The 26,523-nt window shown below is 64.6% G+C and carries 23 protein-coding genes and 1 pseudogene; 9 read left to right on the top strand and 15 right to left on the bottom strand.

Annotated elements, in window-relative coordinates; genetic code table 11:
- Nucleotides 1-1,110, top strand: a complete 1,110-nt coding sequence (locus P5705_RS19770) for an ABC transporter permease (RefSeq protein ID WP_277462637.1) — start codon at nt 1-3, stop codon at nt 1,108-1,110.
- Here the strand turns inward: P5705_RS19770 and P5705_RS19775 are convergent, their stop codons facing one another.
- A complete protein-coding gene (locus P5705_RS19775) occupies nt 1,111-1,515 on the bottom strand; it encodes a flagellar basal body-associated protein FliL (RefSeq protein WP_213658824.1) in 405 nt (134 codons plus the stop codon). It abuts the gene before it with no gap.
- Between the two features lie 157 nt (nt 1,516-1,672).
- Here P5705_RS19775 and P5705_RS19780 point away from each other — a divergent pair, with 157 nt between their 5' ends.
- Complete coding sequence (locus P5705_RS19780; RefSeq protein ID WP_277462638.1) at nt 1,673-2,650, top strand: NADPH:quinone oxidoreductase family protein; 978 nt, start codon at nt 1,673-1,675, stop codon at nt 2,648-2,650.
- Between the two features lie 55 nt (nt 2,651-2,705).
- On the opposite strand, the gene P5705_RS19785 is transcribed toward P5705_RS19780, so the two are convergent.
- From P5705_RS19785 to trxA, 5 genes are all read right to left on the bottom strand, one after another.
- Nucleotides 2,706-3,356, bottom strand: a complete 651-nt coding sequence (locus P5705_RS19785) for a gamma-glutamylcyclotransferase (RefSeq protein WP_277462639.1) — start codon at nt 3,354-3,356, stop codon at nt 2,706-2,708.
- Between the two features lie 345 nt (nt 3,357-3,701).
- Nucleotides 3,702-4,670, bottom strand: a complete 969-nt coding sequence (locus P5705_RS19790) for a CDP-6-deoxy-delta-3,4-glucoseen reductase (RefSeq protein ID WP_011536306.1) — start codon at nt 4,668-4,670, stop codon at nt 3,702-3,704.
- A complete protein-coding gene (ubiD, locus tag P5705_RS19795) occupies nt 4,670-6,136 on the bottom strand; it encodes a 4-hydroxy-3-polyprenylbenzoate decarboxylase (protein WP_011536307.1) in 1,467 nt (488 codons plus the stop codon). The genes P5705_RS19790 and ubiD overlap by 1 nt, the downstream gene beginning before the upstream one ends.
- Before the next feature lie 212 nt (nt 6,137-6,348).
- The gene (rho, locus tag P5705_RS19800) at nt 6,349-7,608 is read right to left on the bottom strand and encodes a transcription termination factor Rho (protein ID WP_011536308.1); all 1,260 of its coding nucleotides are present in this window, start codon (nt 7,606-7,608) and stop codon (nt 6,349-6,351) included.
- 310 nt (nt 7,609-7,918) lie between these two features.
- Complete coding sequence (gene trxA, locus P5705_RS19805) at nt 7,919-8,245, bottom strand: thioredoxin TrxA (RefSeq protein ID WP_011536309.1); 327 nt, start codon at nt 8,243-8,245, stop codon at nt 7,919-7,921.
- Nucleotides 8,246-8,490: 245 nt separating this feature from the next.
- Between trxA and ppx the strand changes: the two genes are divergently transcribed.
- Nucleotides 8,491-9,993: an exopolyphosphatase gene (gene ppx / locus P5705_RS19810; protein ID WP_277462675.1), complete on the top strand. Its 1,503-nt coding sequence runs from the start codon at nt 8,491-8,493 to the stop codon at nt 9,991-9,993.
- A gap of 83 nt (nt 9,994-10,076) precedes the next feature.
- Here ppx and ppk1 read toward each other — a convergent pair whose 3' ends face one another.
- Nucleotides 10,077-12,308 carry a polyphosphate kinase 1 gene (gene ppk1, locus P5705_RS19815; RefSeq protein ID WP_277462640.1) on the bottom strand — a complete coding sequence of 744 codons (2,232 nt, stop codon included), beginning with the start codon at nt 12,306-12,308 and terminating at the stop codon, nt 10,077-10,079.
- A gap of 19 nt (nt 12,309-12,327) precedes the next feature.
- Nucleotides 12,328-13,338: a porphobilinogen synthase gene (gene hemB, locus P5705_RS19820; protein ID WP_011536312.1), complete on the bottom strand. Its 1,011-nt coding sequence runs from the start codon at nt 13,336-13,338 to the stop codon at nt 12,328-12,330.
- 208 nt (nt 13,339-13,546) lie between these two features.
- Here hemB and P5705_RS19825 point away from each other — a divergent pair, with 208 nt between their 5' ends.
- Nucleotides 13,547-14,191 (top strand): DedA family protein, encoded by a 645-nt coding sequence (locus P5705_RS19825; protein WP_011536313.1) that lies wholly within the window; start codon nt 13,547-13,549, stop codon nt 14,189-14,191.
- 501 nt (nt 14,192-14,692) lie between these two features.
- Here the strand turns inward: P5705_RS19825 and P5705_RS19830 are convergent.
- Nucleotides 14,693-15,319: pseudogene (locus P5705_RS19830) on the bottom strand (sterol desaturase family protein); the annotation flags it as partial.
- A 113-nt stretch (nt 15,320-15,432) separates the two neighbouring features.
- On the opposite strand from P5705_RS19830, the gene elbB reads away from it, so the two are divergent.
- Complete coding sequence (gene elbB / locus P5705_RS19835; protein WP_277462641.1) at nt 15,433-16,101, top strand: isoprenoid biosynthesis glyoxalase ElbB; 669 nt, start codon at nt 15,433-15,435, stop codon at nt 16,099-16,101.
- An 80-nt stretch (nt 16,102-16,181) separates the two neighbouring features.
- Here the strand turns inward: elbB and P5705_RS19840 are convergent, their stop codons facing one another.
- A complete protein-coding gene (locus P5705_RS19840; protein WP_277462642.1) occupies nt 16,182-16,634 on the bottom strand; it encodes a YaiI/YqxD family protein in 453 nt (150 codons plus the stop codon).
- Between the two features lie 138 nt (nt 16,635-16,772).
- On the bottom strand, nt 16,773-18,704 hold the full coding sequence (locus tag P5705_RS19845; RefSeq protein ID WP_277462643.1) for a cytochrome c/FTR1 family iron permease: 1,932 nt from the start codon (nt 18,702-18,704) through the stop codon (nt 16,773-16,775).
- Nucleotides 18,705-18,982: 278 nt separating this feature from the next.
- Between P5705_RS19845 and P5705_RS19850 the strand changes: the two genes are divergently transcribed.
- From P5705_RS19850 to P5705_RS19865, 4 genes are read left to right on the top strand one after another with little or no spacing between them, the layout of a single operon-like run.
- Entirely contained in the window at nt 18,983-20,374 is a 1,392-nt protein-coding gene (locus P5705_RS19850) for a COG3014 family protein (protein WP_277462644.1), read from the top strand.
- Nucleotides 20,375-20,388: 14 nt separating this feature from the next.
- On the top strand, nt 20,389-20,757 hold the full coding sequence (locus tag P5705_RS19855; RefSeq protein ID WP_011536319.1) for a YcfL family protein: 369 nt from the start codon (nt 20,389-20,391) through the stop codon (nt 20,755-20,757).
- A 21-nt stretch (nt 20,758-20,778) separates the two neighbouring features.
- Nucleotides 20,779-21,366: a penicillin-binding protein activator LpoB gene (gene lpoB, locus P5705_RS19860; RefSeq protein WP_277462645.1), complete on the top strand. Its 588-nt coding sequence runs from the start codon at nt 20,779-20,781 to the stop codon at nt 21,364-21,366.
- 3 nt (nt 21,367-21,369) lie between these two features.
- Nucleotides 21,370-22,113, top strand: coding sequence for a penicillin-binding protein activator LpoB (locus P5705_RS19865; RefSeq protein WP_277462646.1), 744 nt, complete (start codon nt 21,370-21,372; stop codon nt 22,111-22,113).
- Nucleotides 22,114-22,359: 246 nt separating this feature from the next.
- On the opposite strand, the gene P5705_RS19870 is transcribed toward P5705_RS19865, so the two are convergent.
- Genes P5705_RS19870 through hemC form a run of 4 tightly spaced genes read right to left on the bottom strand, consistent with a single transcriptional unit; the run spans nt 22,360 to nt 26,447 of the window.
- Nucleotides 22,360-23,598 carry a heme biosynthesis protein HemY gene (locus P5705_RS19870; RefSeq protein ID WP_277462647.1) on the bottom strand — a complete coding sequence of 413 codons (1,239 nt, stop codon included), beginning with the start codon at nt 23,596-23,598 and terminating at the stop codon, nt 22,360-22,362.
- A complete protein-coding gene (locus P5705_RS19875) occupies nt 23,595-24,695 on the bottom strand; it encodes a uroporphyrinogen-III C-methyltransferase (protein WP_277462648.1) in 1,101 nt (366 codons plus the stop codon). Before P5705_RS19875 ends, P5705_RS19870 begins: the two co-directional genes overlap by 4 nt.
- A gap of 46 nt (nt 24,696-24,741) precedes the next feature.
- Nucleotides 24,742-25,509, bottom strand: coding sequence for a uroporphyrinogen-III synthase (locus tag P5705_RS19880; protein ID WP_277462649.1), 768 nt, complete (start codon nt 25,507-25,509; stop codon nt 24,742-24,744).
- Nucleotides 25,506-26,447, bottom strand: a complete 942-nt coding sequence (gene hemC / locus P5705_RS19885; protein WP_277462650.1) for a hydroxymethylbilane synthase — start codon at nt 26,445-26,447, stop codon at nt 25,506-25,508. The genes P5705_RS19880 and hemC overlap by 4 nt, the downstream gene beginning before the upstream one ends.
- Nucleotides 26,448-26,523: the final 76 nt, after the last annotated feature.

Below are 26,523 nucleotides of genomic sequence, written 5' to 3' on the forward strand. Positions count from 1 at the left end.
ATGAGCCGGATCTCGCACACCTTGCGCCTGGGCCTGAAAGAGCTGACCAGCCTGCGTCACGACAGCGTGTTGCTGCTGTTCCTGCTATACGCCTTCAGCGTGGCGATCTACATGCCTGCCGCAGGCTCGGTGATCGGCGTGCACAACGCCAGCGTGGCGGTGGTCGACGAAGACCGCAGCGCGCTGTCGCGCAAGCTCGCCGAGTCACTGCAACCACCCGAGTTCCAGCCCGCCGTGGCCCTGCCAGCCGACCGCCTGGACCAGGCCATGGACAGCGGCCAGTACACCTTCGTCATCAATGTGCCAGTGAATTTCCAGAGCGACCTGCTGGCCGGGCGCTCGCCGGAGCTGCAGGTCAACGTCGATGCCACGGCCATGAGCCAGGCGTTCATGGGCGCCGGTTACATCGGCCGGATCTTCGAGCGCGAACTGCTCGAATACGCCGACCGCAGCGCCACCAGCCCCGCGTTGATCAACCCCAAGGCACTGTTCAACCCCAACCTGGAGGGGGGCTGGTTCCTGGCGGTGATCCAGATCGTCAACAACATCACCATCCTCGCCATCGTGCTCACCGGCACCGCGCTGCTGCGCGAACGCGAGCATGGCACCCTCGATCACTTGCTGGTGCTGCCGCTGACGGCATTGGAAATCATGTTGGCGAAGATCGGCAGCAACGCCCTGGTGGTGGTGCTGTGCACCTGGGTTTCGCTGGAGGTGGTGGTCAAGGGCGCGCTGGGCGTTCCGCTCGCGGGCTCGCTGGGGCTGTTCCTGGGGGTAACCGCGCTGTACCTGTTCGCCAGCACGGCATTGGGGATCTTCCTTGCCACCCTGGCGCGTTCGACGCCGCAGTTCGGCCTGCTGGCGATCCCGGTGATCATCCCGATGCTGCTGCTCTCGGGGGGCAGCACGCCGCTGGACAGCATGCCGCAGTGGCTGCAGTGGGTCATGCAGGGCTCGCCCTCGACCCACTTCGTCAGCCTGGGCGCGGCGATCCTGTTCCGCGACGCCGGGCTGAGCGTGGTGTGGCCAGACGTGCTGGCCCTGGCCGTGATTGGCCTGGTGTTCTTCAGCGTGGCGTTGCTGCGCTTTCGCCGCAGCCTCGCCGCCTGATCACTGCACGATCAGGTTGTTGAACAGCAGGTCCTCGACAATCGGCTTGCCCTCTTCGGACTCCATCACCTGCTGCACCTGCTTCAGGGCTTCCTGGCGCAGTTTTTCCTTGGCTTCGACATTGCTCATGTTGTCCACGCCCTGCTGGGTGAACAGCGCCACCAGCTGGTTGCGGATCAACGGCTCGTGGTGCTTGACCGCGGCGGCGGCGGTATCGCCGGTGACGCGCAGGGCCACGTCGGCCTTGTACACCCGCAGCTTCGGGCCACCGTCGAGCGCGTAGTTGCCGACAAAGGGCGGGCTCAGGGTGATGTAGGACACCTTCGGCTCCCCTTCCTTGGCTTCCTCGGCCATTGCCGCCGCTGGCAGCATCAGGGCCAGCACCATCAAGATCCACGCTTTCACGAATTCGCTCCTCAATACAGTTGGCGCCAGCTTACCCAGCGCGCCAGCCAAACCCAAGCCCGGGCTTATGCCGGCTCATCAGGGCGGGCCATGCTCGTTGACCGCAGTCACGGCCCTCCTACACTTATCGGCCACCACACGCAAAGGAATAGCCCTGATGAAAGCCTTGTTGTGCAAAGCCCTGGGCCCGGCGCGGGACCTGGTCCTGGAAGAGGTCGCCAGCCCCACGCCGAAGAAGAACGAGATTCTGCTCGACGTGCATGCCGCCGGGGTCAACTTCCCCGACACCCTGATCATCGAGGGCAAGTATCAGTTCCAGCCGCCACTGCCGTTCTCACCCGGTGGCGAAGCGGCTGGCGTAGTGGCGGCGGTCGGCGAGAAGGCCGGTGCGTTCAAGGTGGGCGACCGGGTCATGGCCCTGACCGGCTGGGGCGCGTTCGCCGAGCAGGTGGCGGTGCCGCACTACAACGTGCTGCCGATCCCGGCCGGCATGGACTTCACCACCGCCGCCGCCTTCGGCATGACCTACGGCACGTCGATGCACGCGCTGGCCCAGCGCGGCCAGCTCAAGGCCGGCGAGACCTTGCTGGTGCTCGGCGCCTCGGGTGGCGTGGGGCTGGCGGCGGTGGAAATCGGCAAGGCCCTTGGCGCGCGGGTGATCGCCGCGGCCAGCAGCGCCGAGAAGCTCGCGGTAGCCAAGGCTGCCGGGGCCGATGAGCTGATCGATTACAGCCAGGCCAGCCTGAAGGATGAGATCAAGCGCCTGACCGGTGGCCAGGGCGTGGATGTGGTCTACGACCCGGTCGGTGGCGAGTTGTTCGACCAGGCCGTGCGCGGGCTGGCGTGGAACGGGCGGTTGCTGGTGGTGGGCTTTGCCAGCGGCACGATCCCGCAGTTGCCGGTGAACCTGGCGCTGCTCAAGGGCGCGGCAGTGATCGGGGTGTTCTGGGGCGCGTTCGCCCAGCGTCAGCCGGAGGACAATGCGAGAAACTTCCACCAGCTGTTTGCCTGGCACGCCGAGGGCAAGTTGAAGCCGTTGGTGTCGCAGACCTATCCGTTGGCCGAAGGGGGCGCGGCGATCGAGCGGCTCGCGCAACGCCAGGCGGTGGGCAAGCTGGTGGTGGTGGCCAGGTAGATGGGTTCGCCGGCAAGCCGGCGCCTACAGCAGGCAGTGCTGGCCGGCGAACCTCTCAGACTTCACGCAGGTTGTGGCAGCGCCTGAACCGCGCCTCCAGGTTGCGATCCGGCATCTGGTGGCTGCGCAGGGCGTTGAGGGTCTGCTCCACATAATCCCGTGTCGTGCCGTAGCGGCCCTTGGCGCTGGCCAGGATCTGGCTCAGCAAAGTGTCCGGCAGATTCCCGGCATAACAGGGCAAGTGCCGCTCCAGCACGAAGCCCAGCGCCTGTACCTTGCTGCCATCGCTCAAGCGGCAGCTCAGCCAATGCGGCCGGTAGGCCGGATAGGGCATCTCGCGTTGCCACAGGGCCATCAGCGAATCTTCCAGGTTGCTGTCGTCCAGCCGGTAGGCGAAGCCGCTGCAGGAGCCGCCACGATCCAGGCCGAACACCAGCCCAGGGCATTCCGGGGTGCCGCGATGTTCGTGGGACCAGAGGTAGAGCCCACGGTGATAACCATGCACCCGTGCCCGCTGGCGTTCCACCGAATGGCATTCGGGCCGCCAGATCAATGAGCCATAGGCGAACAACCACACCGGGCCGCCCATGTGCTGTGACAGGGTGACATTCATCGACTGTTGTAATTGCTCGCGGGTCAACTGTTGCCCGAAGTCGAGCGAGGGGGGATATGCGACCTGCCAGGATAAACTTTCAAGTGCCGACATAAACTGCCGCCATAATTCCTGTGAACTGCCAGAGTGCCGGTTCTACTGTGATACTTACAGTGCCTGTGCGGACGTATTCGCGGCTGAAGCCGCTCCTACAGAGGCCTGCGCAATTCCTGTAGGAGCGGCTTTAGCCGCGAAGGCCCTGGTGCCTAACGTAAGGCAGAATACAGGTGCGGCTCAAGCCCGAAGTCAAAGTTTCATTCAGTCGCCCGCCGAACGGAAACTAATGTTTCGAGTATAGCGACAGTTATCAACCGTACCGGCAATAATTCCCGCCATATAATCAACCGAAAAAAGTTGGTTATAAAAAACGGCACACCCTTGCAGCGTGCCGTGTCTCGATCAACCGCGCGGTGCGTAGGCAAACACGTCGGCGCGCATGCGGTGAGCATCCATGCCGGCCTCGACCAACGCATCGAGGGTGGCATAGACCATGTTCGGCGAGCCGCTCGCATAGACATGGACCTGGTTCAGGTCGCCGATGTCCTCGCACACGGCTTCGTGCAGCAGGCCGCAGCGCCCTTCCCAACCGCACAGGTCGCTGACGACCTTGTGCAGGAACAGGTTGGGCAGGCGCTGCCACTCGTCCCAGTGCTCGATTTCGTAGAAGTCCTCGGGCCGGCGCACACCCCAGTAGAGGTGCACAGGGTACTTGAAGCCATTGGCGCGGCAATGCTCGACCAGGCTGTGCATCTGGCCCATGCCGGTGCCTGCGGCAATCAGCACCAACGGGCCATCCGGCAGCTCGGCCAGGTGGGCGTCGCCGAACGGCAGCTCGATACGCGCGATGCCATTGCGCTGCAATTGCGCGATCAGCTGCACCGCGCTGCTCTCACGCGCCAGCACATGCAGCTCCAGGTCACGGCCACCGTGGGGTGCCGAGGCCAGGGAGAACGCGGCCTTGTCGGCGCCCTCGCGCTCGATCATCAGGTACTGCCCGGCGTGATAGCGCGGTGGCTTGCCAGCCGGGGCACGCAGGCGCACGCGCCAGACGTCACCACCCACTTCGACGCACTCGCTCACGGTGCAGGCCAGCTTGCGCACCGGTAGTTCGCCCAGGGCCAGCACACCATCCCAGAGCACCACGCAATCCTCCAGAGGCTCGGCGATGCAAGTGAACAGCTCGCCGTGATCACGGACCACGCCCTCCTGGCGCACGCGCCCTTCCACCAGCAACGCGGCACAGACATGGCAGTTGCCATTACGGCAACTGCTCGGGCAGTCGTAACCCAGCCGCCGCGCCGCATCCAGAATCCTTTCCCCGGGTTCCACCGCCAATACTGCCCCGGAAGGCTGCAAGGTCACCTGCATCAATCTATTCCCAACTGGTCCCACAGCTCATCGATACGGCGGGTGACGGCCTCGTCCTTGACGATGACCCGGCCCCATTCGCGCGTAGTTTCGCCCGGCCACTTGTGCGTGGCGTCCAGGCCCATCTTCGACCCCAGCCCCGACACCGGCGACGCGAAGTCGAGGTAGTCGATGGGCGTGTTGTCGATCATCACCGTATCACGCTTGGGGTCCATGCGCGTGGTGATGGCCCAGATCACATCATTCCAGTCGCGGGCATTGATATCGTCGTCGGTGACGATAACGAACTTGGTGTACATGAACTGTCGCAGGAACGACCACACACCCAGCATCACGCGCTTGGCGTGGCCTGGATACTGCTTTTTCATGGTCACCACCGCCATGCGGTACGAACAGCCTTCCGGGGGCAGGTAGAAGTCGACAATCTCGGGGAACTGTTTCTGCAGGATAGGCACGAACACTTCGTTCAGCGCCACGCCGAGGATCGCCGGCTCATCTGGCGGACGGCCGGTGTAGGTGCTGTGGTAGATCGGCTTCTGCCGGTGGGTGATGCGCTCGACGGTGAACACCGGGAAGCTGTCCACCTCGTTGTAATAGCCGGTGTGGTCGCCGTATGGGCCTTCCGGGGCCATCTCGCCCGGGTGGATCACACCTTCGAGGATGATCTCGGCGGTGGCCGGCACCTGCAGGTCGTTGCCTCGACATTTGACCAGCTCGGTGCGGTTGCCACGCAGGAGGCCGGCGAAGGCGTATTCGGAGAGGGTGTCCGGTACCGGAGTGACCGCGCCCAGGATGGTCGCAGGGTCCGCGCCCAGGGCCACGGCCACCGGGAAAGGCTGGCCGGGGTGCTTCTGGCACCATTCGCGGTAGTCCAGGGCGCCACCGCGGTGGCTCAGCCAACGCATGATGACCTTGTTGCGGCCGATCACCTGCTGGCGGTAGATGCCCAGGTTCTGGCGGTCCTTGTTCGGGCCACGGGTGACGGTCAGGCCCCAGGTGATCAGCGGTGCCACGTCGCCCGGCCAGCAATGCTGGATCGGCAGTTGCGACAGGTCGACATCGTCGCCTTCGACCACGATCTCCTGGCACACCGCGTCCTTGACCACTTTCGGTGCCATCGACACGACTTTCTTGAAGATGGGTAGCTTCGACCAGGCGTCCTTCAAGCCTTTCGGTGGCTCTGGCTCCTTGAGGAACGCCAGCAGCTTGCCGATTTCACGCAGCTCCTCGGTCGATTCGGCGCCCATGCCCATGGCCACGCGCTCGGGAGTGCCGAACAGGTTGCCCAGCACCGGGATGTCGAAGCCGGTGGGCTTTTCGAACAGCAATGCCGGGCCCTTGGCGCGCAGGGTGCGGTCGCAGACTTCGGTCATTTCCAGGACAGGGGAGATGGGAACCTGGATGCGCTTGAGTTCACCGCGCTGTTCCAGGCCACGGATGAAGTCGCGCAAATCGCGATACTGCATGCAAGGGCCTCGTGTTGGGCGTATCGGTCGGGGGGCAGAGTGTAGCGCCGTTCACGCCTTGTTTGGGGGCAAAAATGAAACGGGGCCGCTTCGCGCCCCATCGCGGCTGAAGGCCGCTCCTACAAGGGTCGGCGTATGCAGAACCCGTGTAGGAGCGGCCTTCAGCCGCGATGGGCTGCGAAGCAGCCCCCGTTACAGCCTGATCTGTAAGCTTACTTGCGCTTCATCGACAGGAAGAACTCATCGTTGGTCTTGGTCTGCTTGAGCTTGTCGACCAGGAACTCGATGGCGGCGATCTCGTCCATCGGGTGCAGCAGCTTGCGCAGGATCCACATGCGCTGCAGTTCGTCGTCGGCGGTCAGCAGCTCTTCGCGGCGGGTACCGGACTTGTTGATGTTGATGGCCGGGAACACACGCTTTTCAGCGATACGACGGTCCAGGGGCAGCTCCATGTTGCCGGTACCCTTGAACTCTTCGTAGATCACTTCGTCCATCTTCGAGCCGGTCTCGACCAGCGCGGTGGCGATGATGGTCAGCGAACCACCTTCCTCGATGTTGCGCGCGGCACCGAAGAAACGCTTTGGCTTCTCCAGGGCGTGGGCGTCGACACCACCGGTCAGCACCTTGCCGGAGCTCGGGATCACGGTGTTGTAGGCACGGGCCAGACGGGTGATCGAGTCGAGCAGGATAACCACGTCCTTCTTGTGCTCGACCAGGCGCTTGGCCTTCTCGATGACCATTTCGGCGACCTGCACGTGGCGGGTCGGCGGCTCGTCGAAGGTGGAGGCGACCACTTCGCCGCGCACGGTGCGCTGCATCTCGGTCACTTCTTCCGGGCGCTCGTCGATCAGCAGAACGATCAGGTGGCACTCGGGGTTGTTGCGGGTGATGTTCGCCGCGATGTTCTGCAGCATGATCGTCTTACCGGCTTTCGGCGGAGCGACGATCAGGCCACGCTGGCCTTTGCCGATCGGGGCGCACAGGTCGATGACGCGACCGGTGAGGTCTTCGGTGGAACCATTGCCGGCTTCCATCTTCAGGCGCTTGTTGGGGAACAGTGGCGTCAGGTTTTCGAACAGGATCTTGTTCTTGGCGTTTTCCGGACGGTCGAAGTTGATGGTGTCAACTTTGAGCAGGGCGAAGTAACGCTCACCTTCCTTCGGTGGACGGATCTTGCCGACGATGGTGTCGCCGGTGCGCAGGTTGAAGCGGCGGATCTGGCTGGGCGACACGTATATGTCGTCAGGGCCGGCCAGGTAGGAGGCATCCGCCGAACGCAGGAAACCGAAACCATCCTGGAGAATCTCCAGCACGCCGTCACCCGAGATCTCTTCGCCGCTTTTCGCATGCTTTTTCAGCAGGGCGAAAATCACGTCCTGTTTGCGCGAACGGGCCATGTTTTCGATGCCCATCTGTTCGGCCATTTCCAAAAGATCGGTAATCGGCTTTTGCTTGAGTTCTGTCAGGTTCATAAGGGGAGTGACGTAATCATGTAAGAAGGGAGAGAGTAAGCATTTGGCTTAATGAGGCCGCGCCGCTAGATGGCGACAAGATCGCGTACTGATTCGAATTAGGGATGCTTCGGCGACGGCGTGCAGAGGGCACTGAAAGGGTCAGTGCGAGGCCGAATGTAACACTTGATTTTTTCGACGTCTAGTGGTTTTAGCCACACATATCGACAGGTTTTTACCGGGAGGGGCGATATCGTGGGGCGAGCCTGCTTGCGCCGATATTTCCCACAGAAGGCAAAGAAAAGCCCCGCATTTGCGGGGCTTTTTCACATCACAGGTTGGCGTCGATGAACGCCTGCAGCTGCGATTTCGACAGGGCGCCGACCTTGGTGGCCTCGACGTTGCCGTTCTTGAACAGCATCAGGGTCGGGATGCCGCGCACGCCGTGCTTGGCCGGGGTTTCCTGGTTTTCGTCGATGTTCAGCTTGGCGACGACCAGCTTGCCTGCGTAGTCTTCGGCGATGGCGTCCAGTACCGGAGCGATCATCTTGCATGGGCCGCACCATTCAGCCCAGTAGTCGACCAGCACCGCGCCTTCGGCCTTGAGTACGTCGGCTTCGAAGCTGGCGTCGGTGACGTGTTTGATTTTGTCGCTCATGGAAATCTCCAAGGTCGTAAGCAATAAAAAACGTTGCCCATCATAGCGGCACCCTGGCGCGACAGGAAGCCACGGACGATTGAGTGTAACTATAGTTGTGCAAGACCCCTCGAATCGAAACCGTCATGTCGCTGCCATAACATTGCCATGACCTTGCCATGCATCAAGCCTTGCAGCGCCGCGCGTTGGCGGATGGCCACGATCGTGGCACGATTGCCGGGTTAACGACCGAGAACCTCCAGACCATGCCGCAAACCACCGCGAAGAACCTGTCTCTGATCGCCGCCATCGACCTGGGCTCCAACAGCTTCCACATGGTGGTGGCCAAGGCCCATCACACGGAAATCCGCATTCTAGAGAGGCTCGGAGAAAAGGTTCAGCTCGCCGCCGGTATCGACGAGGAGCGCAGGCTCAGCGAAGAGGCCATGCAGCGGGGCCTGGAGTGCCTCAAGCGCTTCGCCCAACTGATCAACGGCATGCCCGCGGGTTCGGTGCGCATCGTCGGCACCAACGCCCTGCGCGAAGCGCGCAACCGCAACGAATTCATTCAACGCGCCGAAGCCATCCTCGGCCACCCGGTCGAGGTCATCTCCGGCCGCGAAGAGGCGCGCCTGATCTACCTCGGCGTCTCCCACACCCTGGCCGACAATCCAGGCAAGCGCCTGGTCGCCGACATCGGCGGCGGCAGCACCGAGTTCATCATCGGCCAGCGCTTCGAGCCGCTGCTGCGCGAAAGCCTGCAGATGGGCTGCGTGAGCTTCACCCAGCGCTACTTCCGCGATGGCAAGGTCACCCCAGCGCGCTACGCCCAGGCCTACACCGCCGCGCGCCTGGAGCTGATGAGCATCGAGAACGCCCTGCACCGCCTGACCTGGGACGAAGCCATCGGCTCCTCGGGCACCATTCGCGCCATTGGCGCGGCAATCAAGTCCATTGGCCAGGGCAATGGTGAGGTCAATGCCGAAGGGCTGGCGACCATCAAGCGCAAGCTGTTCAAGCTGGGCGAGACCGACAAGATCGACTTCGACGGGGTCAAGCCGGACCGCCGGGCGATCTTCCCGGCCGGCCTGGCGATCCTGGAAGCGATCTTCGATGCCCTGGAACTGGCGCGCATGGACCATTGCGACGGCGCCCTGCGCGAAGGCGTGCTGTTCGACCTGCTGGGCCGCCATCACCACGAAGACGTGCGCGAACGCACCCTGAACTCGTTGATGGAGCGTTACCACGTCGACCAGGGCCAGGCCGCACGCGTGGAGCGCAAAGCGCTGCATGCCTTCGACCAAGTGGCCAAGGCGTGGGACCTGGAGGATGGAAACTGGCGCGATCTGCTGGGCTGGGCGGCGAAAATCCACGAAATCGGACTTGATATCGCCCATTACCACTACCACAAGCACGGCGCCTACCTGATCGAGCACTCCGACCTGTCCGGCTTCTCCCGCGAGGACCAGCAGATGATGGCCCTGCTGGTGCGTGGCCATCGTCGTAACATCCCCAAGGACAAGTTCGCCGAGCTGGGTGACGAAGGCATCAAGCTGCTGCGCCTGTGCGTGCTGCTGCGTTTCGCCATCCTGTTCCACCACATCCGTGGCACCCAGCAGATGCCCAAGGTAGAGCTGCAAGCTGGCGAAGACAGCCTCGATGTGGTGTTCCCGGAGGGTTGGCTGGAGCAGAACCAGCTGACCCAGGCCGACTTCGCCAACGAGGCGGAGTGGCTGGCCCGGGTCAGTTTCGTGCTTAGCGTCAGGTAACGTCCGGTGCATGGCACCGGCTGCGCCGGTGTTCGCCGGCAAGGCCGGCTCCTACANGCTCCTACAGGCTCCAGGCATGGGCACTAGCGAACGTTGAGTACCGGGTTGCTCAGGCGCTCCAGCAAGGTCGCCTGGGCACTGCGCGGGTTCTGGTTGCCGGTCGGCGTGCTGCGCACGTAGCGCCCGTCCGGCTGCAGGGTCCAGGCCTGGGTGTTGTCGGTAAGATACCCCTCCAGCTCCTTCTTCACCCGCAGCAGCAGCTTCTTGCCCTCTACCGGGAAGCAGGTCTCGACGCGCTTGTCGAGGTTGCGCTCCATCCAGTCGGCGCTGGACAGGTAGATCTGCTCCTCGCCACCGTTGAGGAAGTAGAACACCCGGGTGTGCTCCAGGAAGCGGCCGATGATCGAACGCACGTGGATGTTGTGCGACACCCCGGCGATGCCTGGGCGCAGGCAGCACATGCCACGCACCACCAGGTCGATGCGCACGCCCGACTGGCTGGCCTTGTACAGCGCCTTGATGATCTTGGCGTCGGTCAGCGAGTTGAACTTGGCGATGATGTGCGCCGGCTTGCCGTCCAGGGCGAACTGGGTCTCCCGGGCGATCATGTCGAGCATGCCCTTCTTCAGGGTGAAGGGGGCGTGCAGCAGCTTCTTCATGCGCAGGGTCTTGCCCATGCCGATCAGCTGGCTGAACAGGCGGCCGACGTCCTCGGTGAGGGCGTCGTCGGAGGTCAGCAGGCTGTAGTCGGTGTACAGGCGCGCGTTGCCGGCGTGATAGTTGCCGGTACCCAGGTGCGCGTAACGGACGATCTCGCCCTGCTCGCGGCGCAAAATCAGCATCATCTTGGCGTGGGTCTTGAAGCCCACCACGCCATAGATCACCACCGCGCCGGCAGCCTGCAGGCGGCTGGCCATCTGCAGGTTGGACTCTTCGTCGAAGCGCGCGCGCAGTTCGATCACCGCAGTGACCTCCTTGCCGTTGCGCGCCGCGTCCACCAGGGCGTCGACGATCTCCGAGTTGGCGCCCGAACGGTAGAGCGTCTGACGCACCGCGAGCACGTGCGGGTCCTTGGCGGCCTGGCGCAGCAGGTCGATCACCGGGGTGAACGACTCGAACGGGTGCATCAGCAGCACGTCCTGCTTGCCGATCACACTGAAGATGTTGTCGGCATTCTGCAGCAGCTTGGGGATCGCCGGGGTGAACGGCGTGTACTGCAGCTCCGGGTGGCTGTCGAGCCCGGTGATGCTGAACAGGCGGGTCAGGTTGACCGGGCCGTTGACCTGGTACAGCTCGCTCTCGCTCAGGCTGAATTGCTTGAGCAGGTAGTCGGAGAGGTGTTTCGGGCAGGTGTCGGCCACCTCGAGGCGCACGGCATCGCCGTAGCGGCGCGAGAACAGCTCGCCACGCAGGGCGCGGGCCAGGTCGTCGACCTCTTCCGAATCCAGCGCCAGGTCGGCGTTGCGGGTCAGGCGGAACTGGTAGCAGCCCTTGACCTTCATGCCCTGGAACAGGTCGTCGGCGTGGGCGTGGATCATCGACGACAGGAATACGTAGTTGTCGCCAGGGCCACCGACCTCTTCCGGCACGCGGATGACGCGCGGCAGCAGGCGTGGCGCCGGGATGATCGCCAGGCCCGAGTCGCGACCGAAGGCGTCGACACCCTCGAGCTCGACGATGAAATTGAGGCTTTTGTTCACCAGCAACGGGAATGGGTGGGTCGGATCGAGGCCGATCGGGGTGATGATCGGCGCGATCTCGTCGCGGAAGTAGCGGCGCACCCAGGTCTTGAGCTTGGGTGTCCAGTAGCGGCGGCGGATGAAGCGAATCTGATGCTTCTCCAGCTCCGGCAGCAGCACGTCGTTGAGGATCGCGTACTGGCGATCCACCTCGATATGCACCAGCTCGCTGATGCGCGCCAGCGCCTGGTGCGGCTGCAGGCCGTCGGCGCCGGCCTGTTCGCGGGCGAAGTTGATCTGTTTCTTCAGGCCCGCCACGCGGATCTCGAAGAACTCGTCCAGGTTGCTGGAGAAGATCAGCAGGAACTTCAGGCGCTCGAGCAGCGGGTACGACTCGTCCAGCGCCTGTTCCAGCACGCGGATGTTGAACTGCAGTTGCGAGAGCTCGCGATGAATGTACAGGCTGCTGTCGTCCAGGCTCGGCACGGCGATCGCTGGCGCAGGTGCCGGAACAGGCGCGGCGGCCTCTACTACCGGCTCCGGGGCGGCGGGCAGGTCGGGCGGGGTCTGTACCAGCTCTTCGGGCACGGCCTGGGCGTCCTTGATCTCGACAGGGGTTAGCACTTCATTATTCATCTGACGTTCCTGGAGGGCGTTACTGCCCTCTCATCAATTGAGCGGCACGCACGGCGAAATAGGTCAGGATGCCATCAGCGCCTGCCCGTTTGAAAGCAGTGAGGGATTCGAGGATCACGGCCTCGCTCAGCCAGCCGTTCTGGATCGCCGCCATGTGCATGGCGTACTCGCCGCTGACCTGGTAGACGAAGGTCGGCACCTTGAACTCGGTCTTCACCCGGTGAACGATGTCCAGGTAGGGCATGCCCGGCTTGACCATGACCATGTCGGCGCCTTCGGCGAGGTCCAGGGCCACTTCGTGCAGGGCCTCGTCGCTGTTGGCCGGGTCCATCTGGTAGGAGGCTTTGTTGGCCTTGCCCAGGTTCAGCGCCGAGCCGACCGCGTCGCGGAACGGGCCGTAGTAGGCGCTGGCGTACTTGGCCGAGTAGGCCATGATGCGCACGTTGACGTGGCCGGCCACTTCCAGGGCCTCGCGGATTGCGCCGAGGCGGCCGTCCATCATGTCCGACGGGGCGACGACCTGGGCGCCGGCTTCGGCGTGGGACAGGGCCTGGCGCACCAGGGCGTCGACGGTGATGTCGTTCTGGACGTAGCCCTCTTCATCGAGGATGCCGTCCTGGCCGTGGGTGGTGAACGGGTCCAGGGCCACGTCGGTGATCACCCCCAGCTCCGGGAAGCGGGCACGCAGGGCGCGAGTGGCGCGCTGGGCGATGCCGTCCGGGTTCCAGGCTTCGGCGCCGTCGAGGGACTTTTTCTCGGTGGGCGTCACCGGGAACAGCGCCAGCGCTGGAATGCCCAGCTCCACCCAGCCCTGTGCGGCTTCCAGCAGCAGGTCGATCGACAGGCGTTCGACGCCCGGCATGGACGGTACTTCCTCACGGCGGTTCTCGCCGTCCAGCACGAATACCGGAAGAATCAGGTCATCGACGGTCAGGGTGTTTTCGCGAACCAGGCGACGGGAGAATTCGTCCCGGCGGTTGCGACGCAGGCGGGTGGCAGGAAACAGACGGTTGGCGGGGGTAAAGCTCACGGCAGACTCCTGAGCCCGCGCAGGCGGGCGAGCGCGACAGTTATAAGCGGCCATTATGACGCCTGTGTTACACCCAAGGGCAACCCTGCGACTTGTGGCCGCAGTCATTGTCCTTGTAGGAAATGTTCACGTCGAGACACATTTGGACACTTTCCCGAACGCCCACGAAGGGGTAGGCTGCGCGTTCATTTCGCCAGCACGCCAGAAAATGCTTCAACAATTCCTGAACGATTTCGGCTACTTTGCCCTTTTTCTCGGCACGTTCTTCGAGGGCGAGACCATCCTGGTGCTCGCGGGCTTTCTTGCGTTCCGCGAATACATGGATATCAAGCTGGTGGTCGCGGTGGCCTTCTGCGGCAGCTATGCCGGTGACCAGCTGTGGTACTTCATGGGCCGCCGCCACGGGCGCAAGATCCTCGCCCGCAAGCCACGCTGGCAGGCCATGGGCGACCGGGCGCTGGAGCATATTCGCCGCCACCCCGACATCTGGGTGCTGAGCTTCCGCTTCGTCTATGGCCTGCGCACGGTGATGCCGGTGGCCATCGGCCTGTCCGGCTACCCGCCGCGCCGCTACCTGCTGCTCAACGGCATTGGCGCCGCGGTCTGGGCCCTGGCCCTGGGCCTGGCGGCCTACCACTTCGGCGCCATCCTCGAAGGCATGCTGGGCAGCATCAAGAAATACGAGCTATGGGTGCTCGGCGGCCTGCTGGTGCTGGGCCTGCTGCTGTGGCTGCGCCGGCGTTTTCGCAACATCCGCGCCGAGCGCCGCGCGGCGGCAGAAGGCGAGGCCAGCGAGGCTGAGCAGGCTGTAGCCCAGGAGCAGCCACCACGCCAGGGGCGTGACCAGCACTAAGCCCAGCGTGCCGGCCAGGTACAGGGCCGGCGCATTCGACAACAGGCGCGCCAGCTCCAGGCGCCCTGCCCAGGGCCGGTCTTCCAGGGCCGCGCCCAGCACGAACAGCCCGAACGCCATCAACGTCCAGCCCAGCACCAGGGCCGAGGGCGACATGCGCCCGGCGTTATCCATCAGGTAGCTGCCCAACGCCACGTAGACCGCGAATTGCAGCGTGACATACAGCTGCTGCCTGCCACTCAGCGGGATGGCGAACTTGCGAAAACGCGCCAGGTCCTGCTTGGGGTGTGGACTGGCCGCCGCCACGTCCGCCGGGCGCCAACCGGTGGGCATGAACCAGATACGCAGCCGGTCCCACCAGCTGGACGTGAGCCGGGCATCACTCCACAACTGCGCGTAGAACTGCACGTTGGCCCACAGCGGGTTCCAGCTGGCCAAGGGCGTGGTCACGCCGAAGATCACCGGCTCCCGCTCGTCTTCTTCCTGGAAGGTGCCGAACAGGCGATCCCAGAGGATGAACACACCGCCGTAGTTGCGATCCAAGTACAGAGGATTCTGCGCATGGTGGACGCGATGGTTGGACGGCGTGATGAAGATCCACTCCAGCCAGCCCAGCTTGGGCACATGGCGGGTGTGCACCCAGAACTGGTAAAGCAGGTTCAGCGAGGCCACGGTGATGAACACCACCAGCGGCACGCCCAGCAACGCCAGGGGCAGGTAGAAGATCCACGAGAACAGGAAGCCGCTGCTGGTCTGGCGCAAGGCGGTGGTGAGGTTGTACTCCTCGCTCTGGTGATGCACCGAGTGGGCCGCCCAGAGGATGTTGCGCTCGTGGCCGAGGCGGTGCAGCCAGTAGTAGCAGAAGTCGTAGAGCACGAAGGCCACCACCCACACCCACCAGGCGTCGGCGGGCAGGCGCAGCAGCGCCAGGTGCTCCAGGGCCAGGGCGTAGGTGACCAGCCCCACGCCCTTGGTCAGCAGCCCGGTGCTGGTCGACAGCGCCCCGGTGCTCAGGCTGTTGATCGAGTCGGCCAGGCGGTAGTTGCGTTGGCCACGCGCACGGTCGGCGATCAGTTCCACGGCGATCAGCACGAAGAAGAACGGCACGGCCAGCAGAATCAGGTCCATGAACGGCCACCTCCAAGGTTATCCACAAAGATTAGGCCGCCTGCGGGGCAAATCCCATGGATACATCTGCCAAACTAGAGGACATTTAGCGCCTCGACACTGGAGTATTGAGCATGACGAAAAAAGTTGCGGTGATTCTTTCCGGCTGTGGTGTGTATGACGGCGCCGAAATCCACGAAAGCGTGATCACCCTGCTGCGCCTGGACCAGCGTGGCGCGCAAGTGCAGTGTTTTGCCCCGAACATCGCGCAGATGCACGTGATCGACCACCTCACCGGTGAACAGATGCCCGAATCACGCAATGTGCTGGTGGAGTCGGCGCGCATTGCCCGTGGCGAGGTGAAGGACATCCGTGAGGCCGACGCGAAGGACTTCGATGCCTTGATCGTGCCCGGTGGTTTTGGCGCGGCGAAGAACCTCTCCAACTTCGCCGTCGAAGGCGCCAACTGCACCGTGCACCCCGATGTGCTGGCCCTGGCCGAAGCCTTTGCCGATGCCTGCAAGCCGGTCGGCCTGATCTGCATCTCGCCCGCGCTGGCGGCGAAGATCTATGGGCCGGGGGTGGTCTGCACCATTGGCAAGGATGCCGGCACCAGCGCGGCGGTGGTGAAGATGGGTGGCACCCATGAAGAATGCGATGTGCATGACATCGTCGAGGATGTGCAGCGTAAGCTGGTGACCACCCCGGCGTACATGGAGGCGAAGTCGATCAGCGAAGCCGCCAGCGGCATCTACAAGCTGGTGGACCGGGTGCTGGAGTTGACCCACGAGGGTGACCAGTAAGGCCGCTTCGCCGGCAAGCCGGCTCCTACAGCGCCATCCACGCAGGAGCCGGCTTGCCGGCGAACCGCACCACCACCGAATCAGCCTTTGGAAAGCCGGTTGAGGATCCGATCCAGGGCATTGGCGAACGCCTGCTTCTCCCGCTCGCCATAGGGCGCCTGCCCACCCCCCACCTGCCCCTGCTCGCGCAGCTCGGTGAACAGGTTGCGCACCGCCAAGCGCTCGCCCATGTTGCGCTCGTCGAACTCGCGCCCGCGCGGGTCCAGCGCCGCCACGCCCTTCTTGATCAGCCGGTCGGCCAGCGGCACGTCGCTGCAGATCACCAGCTCGCCGGGCACGGCGTTCTCCACCAGGTAATCGTCGGCCGCGTCCATGCCGCTGGGCACCACGATCAGCCGCACGCAGGCGAAGGCCGGCTTGATCTGTGGCTGGCCCGCGACCATCACCACCTCTAGCTTGCGCTTGAGGGCGAACTTGACGATCAGGTCCTTGGCTGCCTTGGGGCAGGCGTCGGCATCGATCCATACACGCATTTGGGTTGTTCCTGTGTTTCGCGAAGGGCCATTGTCGCAGGTTCAGCCACAAGCCGCCCCCACAGTGACCGCGTCATCCTCAAGATAAACGCCGCACCTGTAGGAGCCGGCTTTGCCGGCGAATCGGCCACCACCGATTCAGCTGGCCGCCGCCCTGCGCTTCTCGGCCAGCCAGCTGCGCCCATACAGGAACATCACCGCCAGCAACGCCACCGCCTGAGCCCCCAGCGAATAGGCATCGGCATGAATCCCCAGCCAGTCGAACTCGAAGAACGCCACCGGCCGCGTGCCCAGCACGCCGGCCTCTTGCAGCGCCTTGACGCCATGCCCGGCGAACACCACCGACAACGCGCACAGCAGCCCGGCGTTGATACTGAAGAACAACGCCAGCGGCAGCTTGGCCGAACCACGCAGGATCACCCAGGCCAGCCCCACCAGCGCCACCAACGCCGTGGCGCCACCGGCCAGCACCGCCTGGTGCCCGGCCGGGCCGGCCTGCAGCCACAAGGTCTCGTAGAACAGGATCACCTCGAACAGCTCGCGGTACACCGAGAAGAACGCCAGCAAGGCGAAGCCGAAGCGCCCGCCGCCACTGACCAGGCTGCTCTTGATGTAGTTCTGCCAGGCGGCAGCGTGGCGGCGGTCGTGCATCCACACCCCCAGCCACAGCACCATCACCGAAGCGAACAATGCCGTGCAGCCTTCGAGCAGCTCACGCTGCGCGCCACCCACGTCGATCACGTAGGCTGCCAGGGCCCAGGTGCCGAAACCGGCGAGCAGTGCCAGGCCCCAACCGATGTTGACGCTGCGCACCGCCGACTGCTGGCCGGTGTTGCGCAGGAAGGCGAGGATCGCCGCCAGCACCAGGATCGCCTCCAGGCCCTCGCGCAGCAGGATCAGCAGGCCGGAGATGTAGCTCAATGACCAGCTCAGGCCATCGCCGCCCAGCAGCTTGGCGGCCTGGGCAAGCTTGACCTTGGCCTCGGCCAGGCGCTGCTCGGCCTGGGCCAGCGGCAGCCCGTCCTGCAACGACTGACGGTAGGCCATCAGGGACTTTTCAGTGTCCTTGCGCACCTGGGTGTCGATGTTGTCGAGCGAGCTTTCCACCAGTTCGAAGCCTTCCAGGTACGCCGCCACCGACAGGTCGTAGGCCTGGTCATGGTCACCGCCACGGTAGGCCGCCAGGCTTTTGTCCAAAGTGCTGGAGGTGTAGTCGAGCAGTTGCGCCGGGCCCCGCTTGACCTGCGGCGGCTGGGCACGCTGGGCACGGAATGCCGGCACGGCGTCGGCGCCTTCCTTGGCGGCGATTTCGGCAGGGGTCTGGCGGGCCAGGTCGGCAATGTTCCAGGTCTTGTCGCCCTTGGCCGCCTGCGGATCGGCGGTGAAGCTGGCGATGTAGGCGGCCACGTCCCAGCGCTGGCGCTCGTCGAGCTGGTCGGCGAACGATGGCATTTCGGTACCGTCGATGCCCAGGCCGAGGGTGTTGTAGAGGTCGAACAGGCTGAGCTGGTCCAGGCGCTCGGCGTTGCGCAGGTTGGCCGGCGCGGGTTCCAGGCCGACCCCTGCCGGACCATCGCCCAGCCCGGTGTCGCCGTGGCAGATCGAGCAGTTCTGCGCATACAGCGCCGCGCCACGGGCCGCGTCCGGGGTGATCACCGGGGCCTGGCTGACTTCATAGGCCACCGCCAGGCGCGCACCCAACTGGCGAGCCTGGTGGGCAACCGCGCTGCCGTCCTGACGTTGCTCGATGGCCTGGCGCAGCACCTGCACGCCCTGCTCCAGCCCGGCGCGCTCGGCATTGGCCGGCAACCCCCTGACCAGCTCGGCCAGCAGCGCGCTGAACTCCTGCTGCTCATGGTATTCCCCCGTGTCCACCACCTTGCCGTCACGCACCGTCGGCGGATAGTCGGCACCGATGTAGTCCAGCAAATGCAGGGCCTTGGCCGCATCGGCCGGGGCCTCGGCCAGTGCCAGGGTACTGCCCAGGGCCAGTAGCGGCCACAACAGCAAGGCGAGAAGACGGGAACGGGAAATCATGGCCAATCTCGACGGAAATACGAAAGAGAACATTGTTCACTTCCACTCTCCATCGCTCAAGGCTCAGCGGCGGATTTCATGAAAAATCTTGCAACATCCGAATTTGGCAGCTTGCTATCCGTATGACGACATGACGCAAAAAATAAGAATCATTTGGCCATCACTTAACTATCACTTTGGGTATAATCCCGCGCCGCATTAATAGCCATTTGCAATCAAGGCGCCTCCATCCAGAGGCTCTGGCGATGAACAGAGGGATCTGCCGCCCCCCGCCTGAGCGGCTCAACTGTTTCAGGGAAAGAAGAAGTCCGATGGTATCCCGCGCTCTAACTCTGGCGACCCTGGTCGCCGCCGTGCAGCTCGCCGGCTGCTCGGTATTCCGCAGCTACGACAGCGAACTGCAGGAAACCAACCAGCAACTGGCCGCCGGCAACGTCGATGCCGCCCTGGCCTTGCTGGAAAGCCACAACAAGGGCGAGCAGAAAGACCTGCTCTATTACTTCGAGAAAGGTGAGCTGCTGCGCTCCAAGGGCGACCTCAAGGGCAGCCAGGACGCCTGGCGCGCGGCCGACAGCGTGGTGTTCCAGTGGGAAGAGTCGGTCAAGCTCGACACCGACAAGTACCTGAGCCAGTTCGGCAGCTATCTGGTCAACGACAAGGTCCGCCGCTACGAAGGCTACGACTACGAAAAAGTCATGCTGACCACGCAGATGGCCCTGAACCTGCTGGCCCAGAACGACTTCGACGGTGCCCGCACCGAAATCAAGAAGACCCACGAGCGCGAGGCGGTCATCGCCGAGCTGCGCGACAAGGAATACCTCAAGCGCGAGGAAGAGGCCGAGAAAGAGGGCATCAAGACCGAGTACAAGGACCTGCAGGGCTACCCGGTCGCCAGCCTCGACGCCCCTGACGTGGTCGGCCTGAAGAACAGCTACCAGAGCGCCTTCAGCCACTACCTGTCCGGTTTCGTCTATGAAGCCCTGGGCGAGAAAGGCCTGGCCGCGCCGGGTTACCGCAAGGCCGCCGAACTGCGGCCGAAGACCCCGCTGCTGGAGCAGGCCCTGCTCGACCTCGACAAGAACAGCGCCAAGCCCGGCGAGAGCGATGTGCTGATCGTGGTGCAGACCGGCCTGGCGCCGGCCCGCGACTCGATTCGCATCCCCCTGCCGCTGCCGATCGATAACAACCTGGTGATCACCCCGCTGTCGTTCCCGATCATCAAGGACGACACCTCGACCGCGCACCTGGGCGAGATCCAGCTCAACGACAAGGCCCTGGCCCTGACCGCGCTGAACAGCACCAGCGCCATGTCGCGCCGCGCACTGCGCGACGACATGCCCGGCATCATCCTGCGCACCAGCGTGCGCGCCATCAGCCGCGGCGTGGCGCAGAAGAACCTGAACAAGGCCAACCCCATGGCCGGCCTGGTGGTGGGTATCGCCGGCACCGTGCTCGAAGGCGCCGACACCCGCACCTGGCGCACCCTGCCGAACGAGACCCAAGTCGCCCGGGTACGCCTCAAGCAAGGCGAGCATCACCTGAGCCTGCCGTCGAGCCTCGGTGGCACCCAGGTCACCGTGAAGGTCGATCGCCCGTACCAGGTGGTCAGCCTGCGCGTGGTCGGCAACCGCGTGTTCGCCGGCGGCCCGGCCATCGAAGTCGCCCCACAGGCCTCGGCGCAAGCCGTGGCCAGCCTCAAGTAAGTCAAGGATCGATCATGCGCAGAACATGCCTCGCCCTGGCCGCCGTCGCCCTCCTGGCCGGCTGTGCCACCCCGCCCCCCGCCCCGGGCAGCGCCGCCAGCAAGGTGGTGACCATGGGCCAGCTGGACAACATCGAGGTCGGCCAGATGCGGGTCGCCCGCGAGAACGGTTTCCTCACCGTCAACGTGGCGCTGAACAACACCGGCCGCAGCAACCAGACCCTGTACTACCGCTTTGCCTGGCTGGGCAACGACGGTTTCCCGGTGGCTGACGAAGAGTCCTGGAAAACCCTGCCGCTGTACGGCAAGCAGGCCAAGTACCTGCCCGCCATCGCCCCGACACCCAAGGCCACCGACTTCCGCCTCGAAGTCCACACCCGGTAACCCCTTTCAGGAGCATTTCCCATGTTTGCACGCCTTTCCCTCGCCGCCGTCGCCATCGCCCTGGTCAGCGGCTGCAGCACCCCTTCCCCGGTTCTCGGTGGCAAGAACATCAGCTACGGCGACAACAAGGCCGTCGAGCTGATCACCAACGAGTTCGGCTCCACCGACCTGCAGATGATCGCCGAGAGCATGACCCGCTCCCTGGCCCAGTCCGGCGTGCTGCACGGCCGCCCGGTGGTGCAGGTGTACGACGTGAAGAACAAGACCAGCGAGTACATCGATACCCGCGAGATCACCACCTCGATCAAGACCCAGCTGATGAAGTCCGGCGCGGCCCGCTTCGCCAGCGACAACACCGAGATGCAGAGCCAGGTCGACCAGCTCAAGCTGCAGAACCAGAGCGGCCTGTACAAGAAGAACAGCGTGGCCAAGACCGGCAACATGATCGCCGCCAAGTACCGCCTGGAAGGCTCGATCAGCTCGATCGTCAAGCGCAGCAGCGACTACAAGGACGTGTTCTACAAGTTCAGCCTGCAGCTGATCGACGTGGAAAGCGGCCTGGCCGAGTGGATGGACGAGAAAGAAATCCGCAAGACCACGGAGCGCTGATCGATGCGTGCATGGATGACCATCATCGGCCTGGCCTGGGCGTTCGGCGCCCAGGCGGCCCCCAAGGTGGCAGTGACCGACCTGGCCTACCAGGAGCGGGTGGAGGAGTACATCCACACCGTCGAGGCACAGAACAGCCACCAGTCGAGCCTGTACAGCGCCAGCGGCCAGTCCAGCTACAGCGAGTACGAGAGCCTCAACAGCTACATCGAGCAGACCGAAGTGCGCAAGTTCGGTGGCGATATCAAGGGTGAGATCCTCAAGACCGGCATGTTCCAGCTGGTCCAGGGCACACCCTACACCGCCGCTTCGAAAGAAGACGTGTACGACGTGATCCGCCGCATCAAGAACGGTGCGTTCAAGGGCGCCGACTACGTGCTGTTCGGTACCCTGTCGGACATCGACTTCCAGGAAGACATCAACGCCCTGGACCACACCGACAGCTACTCGGCGGTACTGGGCCTGACCGTGGTCGCCGACTTCAGCCTGATCAACACCCGCACCTACGAGATCACTTCGGCGTTCACCGCCATGGGCGAAGGGCAGGACACCAAGCTGGTGAAGAGCCGCGACCGCAGCGTGACGCTGAACCGCCCGCGGGTGGTGCGCGACGTGTCGAAGGCGCTGGGGGAAGATGTGGCGCAGCAGTTGGCTGAACAGCTGGGTGGCTCGGTACCGGGGCAAACCCGGCCGACGCGGGGGCAGGACAACCTGCCACCGGATGAGCCGGCGCGGATTCTGCAATAAGGTCCGACGGTAGAGCTGCAGCGTCAGTTAGATCGAGCGCCGCCCGCGCGGCGCATCGCGGATGAATCCGCTCCTACAGGTTTGTTTCGGGCCACGCGGTGAAGGCAACCATGGCCTCACAGGTGCGGCACGTTGCAACAAATGTAGGAGCGGCTTCAGCCGCGATGCGCCGCGCGGGCGGCGCTCGATCTCATAGGCGCTGCAACACTCCCGTCGAACCCTTTGAGAAACCCAACATTCTCAAGCTCAGGCGCGTACGCCCTCAGGCAACGGCAACGCCAGCAAACGCTCGTCCAGCAGCCCCAGCCCTTCCTGGAACAGCTGGTTGCTGCGCTCGGTCTCACCCAGCCCCGCCAGCAGGCGTGCCAACTCGGCACACGCCTCTGGGTTGCGTTCCATGCGCAGGCTGCTTTCCAGGTAATCCCGGGCCTTACCCCAAAGCCGGTTCTGCAAGCTCAGACGACCCAGGGTGAGCAGCAGGCTAGGGTCCTGCGGATGCTCCTTCAACCAGCCTTCGGCTGTCTGCAACTGACGCGCCGGATCATCACCTCGCACCAATCCATATAAACGGGCCAGGTGGCTTTCATAAGCGCGCTTGAGCGCCGCACGCAGCACCTGTTCGGCTTCACCCTGCGCGCCTACCTGGCGCAATTGCTCGGCATAGGCCAATACCAATTGGGGCTCCTGGCGCTGAGCAGCAGTGAGTTGCTGCCAGGCACGCTCCAGCGCCTGGCGCGCCGCCTGAGGGTCTTCGCCGCGAGTCGCCGCCAGCCCGAGGTTCTGGCCCCAGGCACGCTGCTCGAGGTCAGCCAGTTCATTGGCCGGCAGCACCTTGTGCTTGCGCAGGTCCGGCAGCAGGCGGATCACCGCCGACCAGTCACCGCGTTCCAGATGCAGGCGCTGCAACAGGCGCAGCACCTGGGCGTTGTTCGGGTAGCGCTCCTGCATAGCCAGCAGGGCCTCCAGGGCGCCTTCACTCTCGCCACGGTCCATCTGCAACTGGGCATGGGCCAGGGCAATGGCAAGCTCAGCCTGGGGCTGGCGCTCCAGGGCACGTTCCAGCAGGTTGTCGCGGTCTTCGACACGGCCCAGCTCGTTGGCCGCGCGAGCGGCGCCGAGGTAGTACAGCAGTGGCTGGCGCGCGGACTCGGCGGCTCGCTGCAGATGGCGCTGGGCACTGGTCCAGCGACCTTCGGCCAGGTCCAGCTGGCCTTGCTCGATGGCGATGCGGTCGCGGCGGACGCGGTTGCGGCGCGACCAGGGGTTGACCACGCCAGTGGAGGTCAGCACCAACCCAATCAAATAGCGCAGCACCAGCAACAGCAAGACGATGCCGGCCAGTGCACCCAGCGCCGCCCACAGGCCCGACTGATAACGGAAACTACCGTACGAGATCAGCACGTAGCCGCTGTGCTTGGCAATGGCGATGCCCAGCGCCGCGGCGATCACGATCGCCAGCACCGCCAGCAGGTAGGCGCGCTTCATGGCTTGGCCCCTTCGGCGGGGGCCGGCAGGTGGCGACGTTGGATATACGCCTGCACGGCTGCCAGACTCTCGCTCAGGTCAGGGGTCACGACCGAAACCGGCTGTTCGGCGAGCTGGTTGAGGCTGTCGAGCATGGCCTTGCTTTGCGGGTTGTCCGGGTTGAAGTTGGCCAGCAGCACGCTGCGGGCGTCATCCAGCGCCTGGTTGTAGACCTTGTCCTGACCATTGAGCGCCGCCCACTGGGCCTGCTCGATGGTCAGGCTGAGGGCCAGGCGCAGCTGGTTCAACGACTGCCCGGAAAGCAGCGGGCGCACATTGTCGTCGGCGTTGAACTCGATCTGGAAGTACTTGGAAATCTCGGCCCACCACTGCGACCAGCGGCTGGCGCCATCGCCGTCGGCGGTCAAGGCGCCCATGGCATCGGCGTTGGCAGCGAACTCCGGTGACTGGGCACTGAGTTGCTGCACCAGCTCACGCTGGGCGGCGAGCTTGAGGAACAGGCCGGTGCGGTCCGGCTGCTGGGTGCTGTTGAGCGTGGCCAGGCTGCGCGCCAGCTGCTCGCGGGCCGCGAAGGCGCCCGGGTCGCTCTGCTCGCGCAGGATCTCGTCGGCGCCCTCCACCAGGGCTTTGGCGCTGGTGACGTCCTGCAACGCCGACAGGCGCAGCGTGGCCAGGCGCAGCAGGTGCTCGGCCTCGGCCAGGCGCCATTCCTTGCGGCTCTCGCCGAGCACGGTTTCCAGGCGTTGGCTCAGGCGCTGCTGGTCGCCTTGCAGTTGCGCCACCAGGCGGCGGCGGTCTTCCAGCTCGCTGGCGGCCGGCAGGCTGGCCAGTTGCGCGGTCAGTTGCTGCTCGCGTTGTTGCAACGCGTCGGCACGCTGAGCAAGGGCCTGCAGATGCTCGCCCTGCCCTTGCTCGTTACCTTGCAGCTGGCGCACCTGCAAGACGCCCCAGCCGCCCACGGCGACCCCGGCAGCACCCAGCAACAGGGCCAGCAGTGCCAAGCCATTGCCGGAGCGTCGGGAGGGCGTGGCGGTGGAAGTTTGCGGCGCGTCGGGCGCCGAGGGTTGTTCCGTGTTGGACAAGACAGTTTCGCTCACGTATCCATCCTTTGCATGGTGGCGCATCGTTCTCTAGCTTAGCGCCTTAAAAGGCAGGCGCAGCGGTTCGCTGCACGGCTGCCAGCAAGGCCGCGGCACTGGCGCCACGGCAATCCACAACCTCGCGGGCGCCCAGCGCGCGGGCCTGGTCGGCGACCCGCGGGCTGGGCACGAACAACGGCAGGCGCGAAAACCGCGGCCAGTCCGTCCCCGCTATCTGATGCAAGTGTTCAAGACCCTGCCCACTGCTGACCACCAGGCCATTGAGGCGTTCCCCATCGATGCGCTGCGCCAGGGTCCCGGCCGGGTAGTGCGGCAAGCAACGGCGATACAGTTCCAGATAATCGACACTAGCACCTTGCTCTGCAAGACGCTCGGCCAGCAGTTCGCGACCTCCGACACCACGGACAATAAGGACGCGGGATGTAGGAAGTGCGATAGCCTGACGTAAGAATGGATGAGCCAGCAAGGCCTCGCTGTCATCACCTTCTGTAGGGAAAGTCACCAAAAGCCCACGCGCCTGAAGCACGCTCGCCGTGGCCTCCCCAACCGTGAACCAACCCGCACGTGGCGGTTCGATGCCTGCCTGGTCAAGCTGCTCTAGCAGCAGCCGCGCAGCCGGCTTGCTCACCACAATGATCGCTTGCGCCTGGCCAATCTCTGTCAGGTGCTCCTTGTGCCGGGGTTCCAGTGCGACCGGCTCGATGGCCAACAACGGTAGGCTGGCACTGGCGATGCCTGCATCGGCCAGCGACCGCGCCAGTGCCGCACAGTCCTCTTCAGGGCGGGTCAGCAGCAGGCGCCAGGGGCTCACGGGTGGCCGGCCTCGCCATAGACTTCCTTGAGGATCGCCTCGGCGCCCTGGCTGAGCAGGTCCTCTGCTACCTGCACGCCCAATGCTTCTGCACTGGCGCGTGGCGCCCGGGCATCGGCCACCAGCAGGGTGCCGCCGGAGGGCTGGCCGACCAGGCCACGCAGCCACAGCTGGTCGCCTTCGAGCACCGCGTAGCAGGCAATCGGCACCTGGCAGCCGCCGTTCAAGCGCTTGTTCAAGGCCCGCTCGGCCACCACGCGGTCGGCTGTGTCAACATGGTGCAGCGGCGCCAGCAGCGCATGGATTTCGCTGTCGGCGCTGCGGCACTCGATGCCCACGGCCCCCTGGCCGCCCGCCGGCAGGCTGTCGTCGACACTGATGGTGGAGGTGATGCGGTCCTCGAAGCCCAGGCGGATCAAACCGGCCGCGGCGAGAATGATGGCGTCGTACTCGCCGGCATCGAGCTTGGCGAGGCGGGTGTTGACGTTGCCGCGCAGGAAGCGGATTTCCAGGTCGGGGCGACGCGCCAGCAACTGGGCCTGGCGACGCAGGCTGGAGGTGCCGACGACGCTGCCGGCTGGCAGTGCTTCGAGGCTCTTGAAGGTGTTGGAGACAAAAGCGTCACGCGGGTCTTCACGCTCGCAGATGCAATACAGGCCCAGGCCTTCGGGGAAGTCCATGGGCACGTCCTTCATCGAATGCACGGCGATGTCGGCTTCGTTGTCCAGCAGGGCGGTTTCCAGTTCCTTGACGAACAGGCCTTTGCCGCCGATCTTGGCCAGCGGCGCGTCGAGCAGCTTGTCGCCGCGACTGACCATGGGTACCAGGCTGACCTGCAGGCCGGGATGGGCCTGCTCAAGACGGGCTTTGACATATTCGGCCTGCCACAGGGCCAAAGCACTTTTACGGGTGGCAATGCGGATTTCGCGAGTGGACATGAAACGCCCCGATCCAGAGAAATGCGGTCGATAATAACAGCTCCTCCGGCTGTTCCCGCAGATTCAGATCAGCAAT

Origin of the sequence: Pseudomonas entomophila, assembly GCF_029478665.1 — a bacterium.
Lineage (GTDB): Bacteria > Pseudomonadota > Gammaproteobacteria > Pseudomonadales > Pseudomonadaceae > Aquipseudomonas > Aquipseudomonas entomophila_F.